Here is a 12,959-nt window from a genome sequence, read left to right as displayed (position 1 = left end):
TCTCAGTGTTTGAACCTGCAGTAGTATTACACAATAGGTAGTCGGTTGGAACTGTTGCTAAGGGGTTATCGTGAACAATCAAATTCAGCGTTACATAATTGGCGCAGCCTGAAAGTGTGTAAAATACGCGAACATAAATCGTTTGTAAATACGGATTAATATTAGTGTAAGTAGTTGCTAAAGCATTTCCGCCTAAAGTCGCATCAACCTGAGTCTCATGGAACGTAACCGTTACATTTGGATCAATGGTTCCACCCTGAATTTCCAATAGGGCACTTGCTAAGTCAAATGAACCAAAGCCATCTCGGTTAGGATCACAGATTTCCAAAGGTTGTGGAGTTACAGCTAATGGTCCCTGAGTTACTCTCAACAATTGTGTGGTGATAGTAAAACATCCAGTATTCGTATTCTGAACTCTTACAAAAACTACCTCGGTATCAAAACCAAAATAGGTAGTTGGTGAAGGTAGTATTGGAGTACCATTTTGCGCGGCTGTCAAAGTCGTATAGTAGGAAACTACTCTTCCCGTTTGCCCTGCCGTCGTAATTGCCTCGTTTATCGTTAAATCAAATGTAGCAGTAAGCACCAAACCATTACTACATTCAAATATAGGTGGCGGAATTACAGGTAGTGGCAACGGATTTACCACCAGGTTAAATGTTCCAGTAGTGTTACATCCAGTAGTAGTATTTCGGATGTTAATCCAAATTGGTCTAGAACCGCTTGAATATAAGTTAGGTAATGGACTTATTTGACCTTGTGCATTTACCAATGAATCGTAATAAGTTACAGTAACGTTTAATTGCCCATTAGCGATTTCAGTTGTTTTTGTTCCCAAATTAAATACCTCAATGCCATCACCCTGATTGTTGTTATCACATAATGGATAATCAGTGATACTAGGATTTGGAAGTGGGATTGTGTTAATAATCAAATGGAATGAAGTGGTAGAGAAACAATTTGGTGTTGCAGAATCATAAGCTCTAACAAAAATTTCTTGGTCTCCCGAAATTAAATTACAATAAGGTACAGATAATAAAATCGGACTTCCAGAGGTAGCTGTTTCATAAAAGTCAACAATAATTGGGCTTCCGCCTGTGATTTCATTTATTTTGGTGTTAAAATCAAAATTACAATAGATACCATCATTGTCTAAACTGTCATCACAAACAACATAGTCTACTGGCGTGTTAATTGTTGGTGGATAGTTAATAGTTACCGTGACTGAACCAACCACAGGCTGAGTTATGGCTCCAGCGGAGGATGTTGCTGTTATAGTAACCAAATTAAATGTAGTATTGAAAAGTAAGGGTGAAGATACATATGTCGCAGTCCCAGAGGCATTCAAAACAATTTGTCTAGCATTTCCATTTTCAGTGTAATTTACCGTTGCGTTTGGAGTTCCAGTAAATGTTATTGTTGCGGTACTTCCATTACATACTGCCGCTGGACCAGTAATCGAGACATTCGGTAATGCTACAACGTTCAAAAGAAAACTTACAATAGTAAAATTTGTAGTATCAGCATTATCGGATAAAACAGCAAAAATTCTCTGTGGATTTGATGAGTTTTGAAAAGCATTTATTCCGGTTATAGCATTTGTTCCGGCCATTGCATTAGGCATACTGGAATAATAAGTAACGGTATAAGCAGAAGCTAGATTTGATCCATAAATAATGGGAGTTTGTGACGTTAAGTTGAATATAGCGGTTCCTACTCCAAAAGTCGTTTCATATTGATATAAATCAGGGGGAATAACAGCAACTGGTGGAACTACGCATAAACTTAAATCAATATTCAGCGTAAATTGCGTTGTCAAAATACAGCCTCCCGAACCAAAATCTTCAACAGCAGCGTAAATTATTTCTCCGTTTGTTCCATTATATGTAGTTGGATTGTTTATTGCTCCAGATTGTTGTTGTGCCTGTGCCAAAGTATGATGGTAGCTGACGGTATTTGGAATCCCATTTAAGATAGCAGCAGTATTTTGAGTTAAATTAAAAGGACCACTACACTGTATTAAATTACTTGGTGTTCCCAGTGTTATTGATTGTGGATAATATTCTACAGTTATGGTATCTGATTGTTGGCATCCACCCGGATATGTTATATTCACGCCATACGTTCCAGCTTGCGTAACTGTCAACAGATTAGAATTTGTTCCAACTGATGTAGTGCCCAATGTCCAAGCATAAGTAGCACCCGGAATCGCAACTGCACCGGCCTGAATCACCAAAACTGTCGACCCGCAAACCGCAGTAGAATTAGCAACAGTAAAATCAGTGCTATTGATATAGGGACCCGTTCCCGAAATGTCAGGTGTACCGATATTGAAACTTCCGCCCCCTAAAAATACAGCTGAATCATATTGATTGTCATTTAAATCGGCAATAACTAGTTTTATATGATAGGTATTATTTGGAATTACTGGAGATGATGCAGTTATTACTACAGTTTGTCCATTAAAATTTGTTGCAGAGTCACTAGCCGCAGTTCCACCTTGATTATTAGATCCAAAATAGGCAATGTTACTTGCGCTACAATCCGGTTGACCGGCATCGTCACGTATTGTGGTAACTGAAATTGGAGTAGTTGTCGAAGGTACAACGGCTAAGTTAATCGGTGCTGTACCCGCCGTAACATTCGTTAAAAAAAACGCAAAGGCATCCGAATATTGACATTGAAATTGTCCATATTCCTCTGAGGCAAACAAGAAATCAAAACTCATTTGATTAGTCAAAGGCACAAAATCAAATTCTAAAATGGTAGCATTATCGTATTCGTCTAAATTTGGATCAATTATTCCTAAATTACTCATGTAATTAAACAAGTCTAAATCGCCAGTCCAAGCATTAATTCCATTGCTTTGTGTTGAATTATTTCCCCCAGGAATTGCACCAGGTGCGCTCAATGCATTTCCTGTGCTCAAAATAACTCCAGAAGTCAAAGGAAAATTTGGGTTGGTATTCGTAAAATAGCCAATACCATTAGTTGAACCAAAATTAGTTCCCGTACTCCAAGTAATATTAGTAATTGTTCCAATACAAGAAGCACTTCCCGACGAAGGCGCAAACAATACATTTTGAACAAGTTGAGGAACCGTATAGAGCGTGTTATTTGCGGTAATGACCTGAGAAAAAGAATACAGCCCCGTCATAAAAACAAAAAGTAAAAGTAAAATCCGTTTCATTAATAGTATGTTCTAATGGTGATTTTTAAAGTGCACTGCAAGCAATATGTTAATTAATTGTTTAATTGTCCAAATATAGGTATTCACTGAAAATAACTTTGTTAAATTTGCAGAAAAATATACTTATCCAATGAAAATCAATATAAAAGAAACTCAAAATCCGGCCATAATAAAATTTGAATTTCCAGATTTTATAACTCAAAATGAAAGTTTTGAGTTCAAAAATATCGATGAAGCCAAAAATTCACCTTTAGCGCAACAATTGTTTTACCTACCGTTTGTAAAAACCGTTTACATCTCTGGAAACTTCGTTGCAATCGAACGATTTAGCATTGTAGAATGGACTGATGTTCAAGAAGATGTGGCAGAACAAATTGAAAAATTTATGGAAAATGGTGGCGTAATTGTTTTGCCAAACGATAATCCAAACAAAAAACAACCTACAACAGTTTACGGTGAAACTACGCCAAATCCGGCGTCACTGAAATTTGTAGTGAATAAAGCGCTGACCAAAACTGCTGCTGAATTTAAAAACATTGATGATTCTAAAGCGTCACCATTGGCTCAAGAATTATTTAAATTCCACTATGTAAAAGAAATATTTATAGCCGAAAATTATATTTCGGTTACCAAATACGACAGTAGTACTTGGGAAGAAATCACTTTAGAAATACGGACATTTATCAAGCAGTTCATTGAAAATGGAGGAATTGTAATTGATGAATCGCAAATTGAAAAAACCGATATACAGGAAAAACAGCAAATCAAAAATTTCGACAATCTTGATACTACTTCACAACAAATTATCAATATTTTAGAAGAATATGTAAAACCCGCAGTCGCTGCAGATGGTGGAAACATACTTTTTGATTCCTATGACGAAACTGAAAAACGTGTAAAAGTAGTGCTTCAAGGCGCATGTAATGGTTGTCCATCATCAACTTTTACCTTAAAAAGTGGCATCGAAAACATGTTGAAGGACATGCTGAACGATAAGGATATTATAGTAGAAGCCTTAAACGGATAGAAATTATTGAAAATAAAAAAGTAACTTTAAGCGTCCAATTTTGGGCGCTTTTTTATTAATCTTTAGGAGCTATTTCCCGCTTTCCGCTGCAATCTTTTTCGTTAGTTCGTTTTCATTTAAAAGGACAAATCTTGAAAACGAAAAAGGATTTTCACTTTAATCGGGGCTAAAAAAAACAAACATGAACGAACTACATCTTGAAACGAGTCCTTATTTATTACAACACGCCAATAATCCGGTATATTGGAAAGCATGGAACGCAACTGCTTTGGCTTTGGCTCAAAAAGAAAGCAAGCTCATAATCGTGAGTATCGGGTATTCAGCTTGTCATTGGTGCCACGTAATGGAACATGAAAGTTTTGAAGATAGCGAAGTCGCTGCAACAATGAACGCCCATTTTATTAGCATCAAAATTGATCGTGAAGAACGGCCTGATATTGATGCCGTCTATATGAAAGCAGTTCAAATAATGACTGGACAAGGCGGTTGGCCCATGAATGTGGTGACTTTACCCGACGGAAGACCCATTTGGGGAGGAACGTATTTCCGAAAAGATGATTGGATCAATTCACTCGAAAGACTTCAGGAAATTTATACTAAAAATCCGGAAACGATTCGTGACTATGCTGAAAAACTAGATGAAGGGTTGCAATCCTTAAGCGTCATCTCAAAAAATGACTCGGAATCTGATTTTAATTTTGAAATTTTAGAAAAGCTAGTTGAAAAATGGGAGCGAAGCTTTGATTGGGATTATGGAGGAATGGCGCGTGCACCCAAATTTATGATGCCTGTTAATTATGAATTTCTATTGCGTTATGGCTATCAAACTAAAAATCAAAAAGTACTTGATTTTGTAAATCTGACCTTAACCAAAATGGCTTATGGCGGTTTATTCGATACAATTGATGGCGGATTTTCGAGATATTCGGTCGATATGAAATGGCACGTTCCACACTTTGAAAAAATGCTGTATGACAATGGACAATTAGTTTCTCTTTACGCTAATGCTTATAAATTAACTGGAAATAAACTGTATAAAGAAGTTATCGAAAAAACATTAAATTTTGTAGAAAAGGAATGGTTAACCAAACAGGGAAGTTTTTATTCTGCACTAGATGCGGACAGCCTGAATGTTGAAAATCACCTTGAAGAAGGCGCTTTTTATGTTTGGACAAAAGACGAATTAACATCTTTTCTTCAGGAAGATTTCGATTTGTTTTCAACTATTTTCAACGTGAATGAATTTGGGTTTTGGGAACATCAAAACTATGTTTTAATCCAAAATCAATCTTTAGACGAAATAGCAAAACAACAAAATTTTTCCCTTGAAACATTGGAGCAAAAGAAAAAAAAATGGGAACAAATTCTTTATAGAGAAAGAGAAAAGCGAAGTAAACCAAGATTGGACGACAAATGTTTAACATCTTGGAATGCGATTATGCTCAAAGGATTTGTGGAAGCTTATAAAACCATTGGGAACAAAAATTATTTAAAAATTGCGTTGCAAAATGCAGACTTTATCATCAAAAATATTTGGAGTCCTGAAGGAAATTTGAAGCATAGTTATAAAGATGGAAAAGCAACTGTAAATGGTTTTCTCGAAGATTATGCTCATGTAATTCAGGCCTTTATTTCTTTATATGAAGTTACTTTTGATGAGAACTGGTTGCACAATGCCAAACAATTAATGGACTATACGTTTGATAATTTTTATGATGAAAAGGCGCAGTTTTTCTCTTTTACTTCGATACAAGATGAAGCCTTAATTACTAATCATTTTGAGGTAGAAGATAATGTTATTCCGGCGTCCAACTCTATAATAGCGGACGCTTTATTTCGCTTAAGTATTTATTTTGAGAACAGTTATTATGAAAAAATTTGTCAACAAATGGTTCAGAACATAGTTCCAACAGTTGATTATCCATCAGCATTTTCAAATTGGTTAAATGTTTTATTACATTTTTCTGAGCAAAATAAAGAATTGGCAATCTGCGGGAGCGGCGCTTTAGACTACCTGGAAATAGTAAATCAAAATTATCAGCCCAACATCATTATTGCAGGGCATTCGAGTGTTTCAACGATTCCTTTTTTAAGAAATCGTTTTTCAGAAAACGAGACTTTATTTTATCTATGCCAAAATAAAAGGTGTCAGAAACCAAAGGATGATTTTGAAGAAATTCGGCAGGAAATTCTAATTTAGTCATATAAAATCGTACTATTGTTATGAATAACCAATAAAAACTACAGATATGGGATTAGGAGATTTTTTTAAAAATTTGTTTGGCTCAGCCAAAGGTTCAGCAAATGAAATGGCAGACAAGGCCGAAAGTTTTGCGAGCGATGCGATAGAGAAAGCTAAAGATGCTGCTGCACCCTATGTTGATAAAGTCGAAGATTTTGTAGACACCGCAAAAGTGAAAATCAGCGAAAAAATTCCGGTTGCAAAAGAAAAGATAGAAGATATAGTTGACACCGTTAAAGAAAAAGCAGGCGAATATGCAGAAAAGGCAGAAGGTTTTGCTCATGATACTGTTGAGACCGTGAAAGAGAAAGTAAGTTCTTTTACAAATGATGCTTCGGATAAAGTGGAAGAAATCAAAACCAAGGCGGAAGATATTGTAAAACCATCTGATGAAAATGCCGATTAAGTTTTATAAAATTATTATTTTTGCTTAACTAATTTATCCCGATTCGTCGGGATTTTTTTATCACAATATGGAAAAGAATGAACTGCATTACATCAATTCGTTTACCGATTATGTAGATCAATTTATCAAGATGCTTATTGCATATTCGCCTAAGCTAATTACGGCTATAATTGTCCTTTTTATCGGATTATATGCTATCAGGCTTATCAATCGTTTGATTAGAAAGATTATGGTTAAGCGTGAATTGGATCCAACGTTATCCACTTTTTTGGCTGATAGTTTGCTTTGGGCACTGCGTTTTTTACTTTTCGTAACGTTTATTTCTAAATTAGGAATTGAAACTTCTTCATTTGTAGCTATTCTTGGAGCTGTTGGTTTGGCTGTTGGTTTGTCTTTACAAGGTTCATTGTCTAATTTTGCTGGTGGAATGTTGATTATTTTATTCAAGCCTTTCAAAGTTGGAGAAACGATTGAAGCACAAGGCGTTGTCGGAACAGTGAGCGATATTCAGATTTTTGTGACCAAGTTAATTACTGCAAATAGTCAAACAATCTTTATTCCGAATGGAATTCTATCAAATGGAGTTATCACTAATTATTCATTAGAAAAAAACAGAAGAGCGAATTTACTTTTCAATATTTCGTATGACACGAATATAAAGACTGCCAAAGAAATTGTCATGAAGGTTATGGAAAACAATGCTAAAGTTTTGAAAACACCATCGCCCGCTGTTGCTGTTAATTTGTTAACCGATTCGGCAGTACAACTTGCCATTCGACCATGGGCAAAAAATGAGGATTTTTTTGAAATGTCTTCCGACGTTTTACAAAGCTGTAAAGAAGCTTTTGATACAGCTGGAATTGTTGTACAGCCTTTTGTCAAAGAAAGTTCGAAAAAATAAATCTAGGATTGTAAAGATAATATTTGAAAATCGAGATTTGTCACAACCTTTAATTTTCCTTTTTGATTATTATTGTAATATCGTCATCAAATTTATATTCTCCTTTTTTAAAAGTGTCTCTATTTGCCAATATAACTTCATAGGTATAAATGCCTTTTGTAATTTCAAGTAAACATTCTTTGCTATCGGTTTGGATAACTAAATCTTTTTTAATTTCGTTACCTTGTTTATCTTGACCAACAATTTTAAAATTTATTTTTTCTTCCAATTTGTTTTTTACACAAAGCATTAAAACTGTTTTAATATCTGATGCAGGTTTGTTTCCTTTAAGAAAACTCAATCCATTAATGATGACGCCGCCAGCTTGTATTGTTTTTTCAAAATCGGATTGACAGAATGAAAATAGTGGAAGTAAAAGAAGCAGTTGTAAAATATGTTTTTTCATGACTTTTTTAATTTTAAAGTAATTTCAAGTAGTTTGGTGAAATGAGGACTTTCCTGAAAAAAATCAACAGGATAATAGATAAGTTCCTCCCTGTTTAAGAGGGCTTTGTAATAAGATTCCAAAATCATTTTCTTTGGCTTAAAATCAAATTTTCTCGAATTGATTTGTTTTAAAACTCGAGAACAAAATTCGGAACAATATAAAACGGTATCATTTTTATTAAGGGTAAATGAAAAATCAAAATACACTTTACGCTTACTAAATGCAGAGCAGATTTCTTTTAATTTTAAAAATTCTCGTTCGTTATTGTTGCATTTCCAAACACTTAAATAATAAGTGCCGTTAGATGTAAATGAATCCAGATTGTCAATTATTAGGGCTGTTTTGGTGCTGTCACAATCGGTCACATTATATATTTTTAATACGTTGTTGTCTAAATATCCAATTCCAACATGAGTTATCTTCTTATCTGTGTTATTAAATTTCTCAGCTATCAAACCTGATTTCGCTATTGTTCCTCTGCAAAATAGGTACAGGGAATTCTTTTCAAATTTCAAATTTTTAAGAACATATTGTGGGTAACTATTTATTGAAAACAGCAATAAAAGGAATTGAATTTTTGTGTAAAAAGAAGGCTTCACAATGTTATTTTATTGAAATGCTAAGAGTACATTTAAAGCTCGCATTATCATGAAAACTCTCGTATCCATAATAACTGTATCTGTAGAACACTGCTGTTCCAAATCCAATGTCAGCTAAGTTAAAGTAATTTAATTTTATTAAATTATCAAGTTGAAGTCCAGACTCAACAAAGATTTTATCTTTTGTTTTGAAATCAATGAGCTTATGAAATGTCTGGTTAGTTAGTGTCCCGAAACCTAAATTTTGATGTAAAATAATATTAGGTTGGAATTTATTTTTTTTAAATAGAAGTCCTCCAAAGTTATGTGTTAAAAATAAATTAACATATTTGTCTGATAGAAACTCATAAGGCATCATAGTCTGAAAAGTGTTGTTAACGACAAATATCATATTCTTGTCGTAGCTACCTTCTCCTGTAAATAATAAGCCATAAGGCAAAGGTCTGTCGATATAACCTGCTTCTGCTCTATACTTTGTTACTCCAAAATTTTTCATAAATAAGGAGTGTTCGACAGCTAATTCAATTTTATTATAATTGAAATTCGATTGATAAAAATCTTTTAACCCTTTTGAAAATGAGACATGCAGAACAGGATATTCGCATCCGGTACTAATGTTTTGATTAAATGAATTTATAAAATGTTCTCTATATGCAAATTTTAAATTTACGGTTAAACTACTATTTGTATACGAACTGATACTTTGATTACCGTCATCAAAAATGTAATTGTATTTAGGAGAAGTTTTTGTGGTTTCAAATTTTACATCCCATAATAAATAGTTTAAACTTCTAAAATGTGTAGAAAGCCCTAATTGATCAATTTTATCGTATCGAAAACCCATAAAATCCCTTAAATTAAACAAACTAGTATTATACTGGTCAACGTTATATCTTCCAGTTTCAATGAGATTATTTTGATAATGCAATCCAATTTTTAAGTCGTGTTTCTTCGATACTAGGTAAGTTATATCACTTCCATACTTATATTTCTCGTCATTTATCCCATAACCTATAAAGCCTCCCAAAATTACTTTTTTAGAAATTTTTTCATTGGTAGAAATCCCCATTCCCAATCGTAATCCTTCGTACTTATTATATAAAAGCGTTTTGGATAAATTTACATCAAGATATTTTAAAGGATATTTGCGTTGTAGTAACTTCTCTATAATTGTCAGATAAGAATCAAAATTCTTTTTTTCGCCAATACTGTCCATCACTCGATACGTATTTCCATCAATTTTATTTAACTCTCCAATTCTGTGTTTTTTCCAAAAAGTGGAATCTTTAGAAGCCGCATTTTCATCTATTCTTACTGTTTGAAATGACAACCTCGCATCATCTCGAATTGTATTCAACTTAACATCCGAAATATATGTTTTACCATCAATTATCATAGGATTTGCTTTATTCGGAAAATCATTGAACCGTACTACAAAATTTAATTGTTCTGGAAACCAAAATCCATCCTCTATCAAAGCATATTTTTGTTGTATTTTTATATCAATTCTACCTTTTTCTGAAGGTGATGCAATGACATATTGAACAGCATGTTTTTTTGTGTTTATGTATAATAAACCTTGTAAACCATCGAAATTTTTGTTCTTTTTAGGTTTAAAAGAGATCACGTAAGTAGTGTCAGAAGTACTATTAAGCGTTTCTTCGATTCTGAATTTGTATTTTGTTAAGCTTCCCTTTGCTATTGGATTCAGATAGTTAATATTAAAAAATTTTATGTTATCGTTATAAAATGAAAAAGGCTGAAAATCAGTTGCTATAGTGGTAAAAGAAGGGTTTTTAAACCCTGAAACTTTTGTGGCAATAACGACTTCCTCGTTTAAATCAGGTCTAATAAACTTTCGCTCCGTAACCGATTCCATCATAAAAAAATGACTTTCCTTTAATTTCTTTCTAAGATTGACACTATCTTTTTTATCTTCTTTTAAGGAACGATAATCATAAATAACTTTATTATAACTTGAATATGCAAATGATTTTAGGCTTTCTGGATTATTGTATTTTTTATTGGCGATAACTTTGCTGATAATTTCATCTGCAGGATTTATAGCTCCTTTTATGACGACTTCCTCCAAATAATTTTGTAAAGCTTCTAGTTCTATAGTGAAATTACTTCCTATCTTTTTATCTATCTTATATTCCGTAGTTTGATATCCCACATAACTGCATATAATAGTTTGAGATTTTGTATCTTCAAAGAAGGTAAATTTACCATCAATGTCAGATATAGTCTGTTGATTAAGGTTTTTAAACGTCAAGTTTGCAAATGCTAATGGTTCTCTTGTAATTTTATCTAATACGACACCCCGAATTAAACCTTGGCCATGTGACATGGCCAAGGTTAAGGAGATAAAAAAAAGAAATTTATATTTCATAAAAATGTTAGTCTTTTGTAGATCCAAAAACAGCTCCAATTATGGCCCCTCCTACACCGCATAATGGACCGCAAATTGCGCTTCCAATAGTTAAGCCTATTAATGCACCAGCAGCTTGGCAAGCATTAGGGCCGGTTTGCCCATTAACGGAGCATCTGCTCAACGGCGAACTTAGTCCAAGATTATAAGTTGTAGCAAGTGATGTCAATACTAATTCATTTTCAAAAGAATCCAATTTTTGGTTCGTTACTTTATTGACTAGCGCTGGTATATCAGTTGAATTTTGTTGCGATTGTAGTAAAATGTCTTTAGCGAATGTAGACAATTTAGATTTTTTCACTGTTTCGGTGTAGTTTGAGTTTTTCATAGCGCCAACTGTTGCGCTTACTACTTCAGGATTTACTTCTGCTTTTGAAGGAATTATGTTCATGTAATAATCTGTTGTTTTCTGATCTATGGATTTTATTTTTCCATTATCATAATCGCTCTGAATCATTTTAAGTGATTTAACAATATCGACTCCTACCGAATTGTATGGATTGTTTTTCTGAGCTGATACATTTAATACTAAAGTTACTGTGGCTGTTATGCCAAATAAGAATTTTTTCATAATTTTACTAATAATTTTAATTATTTGCAGTCTTGTCTTATGTCATCCACGACACATTTAAGATGAGGCTGCTTTTTTTATGGTTTGTTTAGTATGCTGAAGTTTAATAACAAACCTTCAAAAATAAACTCCAGAATCTAACGGTTTAAAGACGAGGTAGATTAATTTGTCTTTTACAATTTTTTGGTGGTAAGCCATTTAATACCATTTTTAATATTTATTAATTTATAATAGGATAAAATTACTATTGTTATAGTAAACTATTTTACACAAAAAGTGTACATTTTTAAAAAATAGTAGGACAAAAAAAATGCTCCTGTAAAACCGATAGTTTTATAGGAGAACATTTTAAGTTTAGTAAATTATAAAGTAGATTTTAAAAGTACAGAATTAGTATTCTATTACTTTTAAAACATTGCGAGTATTGGTATTTATTTTTCTGAAGGTTTGGAAATTAAAAAATCTTTAAGATAAAACGGCTCAAAATAAGCCACATCCTCAAAATCATTTTTTAGAAACTTATCATAGCTTAGTGCACTCATCTCATTTGCGGAAGGAAAAACAATTTGTGGAAGAAAATGAAAATGATCTTTAGTTAAAACCGTTTTACATTTTTCTTGACAATCACCAATAATAAAGAGGTCTTCTGTCATTTGGCTATAACTTTCTACTGTTAGAACTTCAGCTTGAACTTCCATTATTTTGTTGTGCTTTGGGTCAAAAACGGCACTATACACTTCCATTCTACGAGCATCAATCATAGGAATGATTAATCCATTTTCAACAGAAACTTGCTTAGCCATAACTTGTAAAGTATCTACAGAAATCAAGGGAATCTCTAACGCATAGCATAAACCTTTCGCTGTAGAAACTCCAATGCGCAAACCGGTATAGGAACCGGGACCTTTACTAACAGCGATTGCCTTTAAATCAGAAGCGCGAACGCGAGATTCTTTCAGAATTTCTTCAATAAAAACGTGCAGTTTTTCGGCATGTGAATACCCTTGTTCTGCAATTTCTTTGCGTAAAATAGTTTCTCCATTTTTGGCTAACGAAACGGAGCAATTTTTGGTTGCCGTTTCAATATTGAGGATATAAGTCAAAA

At 33.4% G+C, this 12,959-nt stretch carries 10 protein-coding genes; 4 read left to right on the top strand and 6 right to left on the bottom strand.

From position 1 onward, the window contains the following. On the bottom strand, window positions 1-3,190 hold a 3,190-nt coding region (locus tag PSU83_RS13020), incomplete at its 3' end, for a choice-of-anchor L domain-containing protein (RefSeq protein ID WP_300589984.1). Window positions 3,191-3,320: 130 nt separating this feature from the next. On the opposite strand from PSU83_RS13020, the gene PSU83_RS13015 reads away from it, so the two are divergent. The 4 genes from PSU83_RS13015 to PSU83_RS13000 all read left to right on the top strand — a co-directional run bounded on the left by PSU83_RS13015 (window position 3,321) and on the right by PSU83_RS13000 (window position 7,766). After that, window positions 3,321-4,217 carry a NifU family protein gene (locus PSU83_RS13015; RefSeq protein WP_300589983.1) on the top strand — a complete coding sequence of 299 codons (897 nt, stop codon included), beginning with the start codon at window positions 3,321-3,323 and terminating at the stop codon, window positions 4,215-4,217. A gap of 181 nt (window positions 4,218-4,398) precedes the next feature. Beyond that, on the top strand, window positions 4,399-6,417 hold the full coding sequence (locus PSU83_RS13010; RefSeq protein ID WP_300589982.1) for a thioredoxin domain-containing protein: 2,019 nt from the start codon (window positions 4,399-4,401) through the stop codon (window positions 6,415-6,417). Window positions 6,418-6,466: 49 nt separating this feature from the next. Further along, window positions 6,467-6,865, top strand: a complete 399-nt coding sequence (locus PSU83_RS13005) for a hypothetical protein (protein WP_300589981.1) — start codon at window positions 6,467-6,469, stop codon at window positions 6,863-6,865. A 67-nt stretch (window positions 6,866-6,932) separates the two neighbouring features. Then, window positions 6,933-7,766, top strand: coding sequence for a mechanosensitive ion channel domain-containing protein (locus PSU83_RS13000; RefSeq protein WP_300589980.1), 834 nt, complete (start codon window positions 6,933-6,935; stop codon window positions 7,764-7,766). 49 nt (window positions 7,767-7,815) lie between these two features. Here the strand turns inward: PSU83_RS13000 and PSU83_RS12995 are convergent, their stop codons facing one another. The 5 genes from PSU83_RS12995 to tsaB all read right to left on the bottom strand — a co-directional run bounded on the left by PSU83_RS12995 (window position 7,816) and on the right by tsaB (window position 12,957). Next, window positions 7,816-8,211, bottom strand: a complete 396-nt coding sequence (locus PSU83_RS12995) for a hypothetical protein (RefSeq protein WP_300589978.1) — start codon at window positions 8,209-8,211, stop codon at window positions 7,816-7,818. After that, window positions 8,208-8,768, bottom strand: coding sequence for a hypothetical protein (locus PSU83_RS12990; protein ID WP_300589976.1), 561 nt, complete (start codon window positions 8,766-8,768; stop codon window positions 8,208-8,210). The genes PSU83_RS12995 and PSU83_RS12990 overlap by 4 nt, the downstream gene beginning before the upstream one ends. An 88-nt stretch (window positions 8,769-8,856) precedes the next feature. After that, the gene (locus PSU83_RS12985) at window positions 8,857-11,244 is read right to left on the bottom strand and encodes a DUF5686 and carboxypeptidase-like regulatory domain-containing protein (protein WP_300589974.1); all 2,388 of its coding nucleotides are present in this window, start codon (window positions 11,242-11,244) and stop codon (window positions 8,857-8,859) included. A gap of 7 nt (window positions 11,245-11,251) precedes the next feature. Then, window positions 11,252-11,854: a hypothetical protein gene (locus PSU83_RS12980; RefSeq protein ID WP_300589972.1), complete on the bottom strand. Its 603-nt coding sequence runs from the start codon at window positions 11,852-11,854 to the stop codon at window positions 11,252-11,254. 431 nt (window positions 11,855-12,285) lie between these two features. Then, window positions 12,286-12,957, bottom strand: coding sequence for a tRNA (adenosine(37)-N6)-threonylcarbamoyltransferase complex dimerization subunit type 1 TsaB (gene tsaB / locus PSU83_RS12975; protein ID WP_300589971.1), 672 nt, complete (start codon window positions 12,955-12,957; stop codon window positions 12,286-12,288). Window positions 12,958-12,959 lie beyond the last annotated feature (2 nt).

Source organism: Flavobacterium sp., from assembly GCF_029945805.1.
Classification (GTDB): Bacteria; Bacteroidota; Bacteroidia; order Flavobacteriales; family Flavobacteriaceae; genus Flavobacterium.
The sequence above is the reverse complement of the archived record's forward strand: the minus strand, read 5'-3'. Positions and strand labels throughout refer to the sequence as shown.

Coding starts and splice junctions, on each gene's coding strand:
- PSU83_RS13005 (WP_300589981.1), top strand. CDS start 6,467: ATGGGATTAGGAGATTTTTTTAAAAATTTGTTTGGCTCAGCCAAAGGT.
- PSU83_RS12985 (WP_300589974.1), bottom strand. CDS start 11,244: ATGAAATATAAATTTCTTTTTTTTATCTCCTTAACCTTGGCCATGTCA.
- PSU83_RS13010 (WP_300589982.1), top strand. CDS start 4,399: ATGAACGAACTACATCTTGAAACGAGTCCTTATTTATTACAACACGCC.
- PSU83_RS13015 (WP_300589983.1), top strand. CDS start 3,321: ATGAAAATCAATATAAAAGAAACTCAAAATCCGGCCATAATAAAATTT.
- PSU83_RS13000 (WP_300589980.1), top strand. CDS start 6,933: ATGGAAAAGAATGAACTGCATTACATCAATTCGTTTACCGATTATGTA.
- PSU83_RS12980 (WP_300589972.1), bottom strand. CDS start 11,854: ATGAAAAAATTCTTATTTGGCATAACAGCCACAGTAACTTTAGTATTA.
- PSU83_RS12995 (WP_300589978.1), bottom strand. CDS start 8,211: ATGAAAAAACATATTTTACAACTGCTTCTTTTACTTCCACTATTTTCA.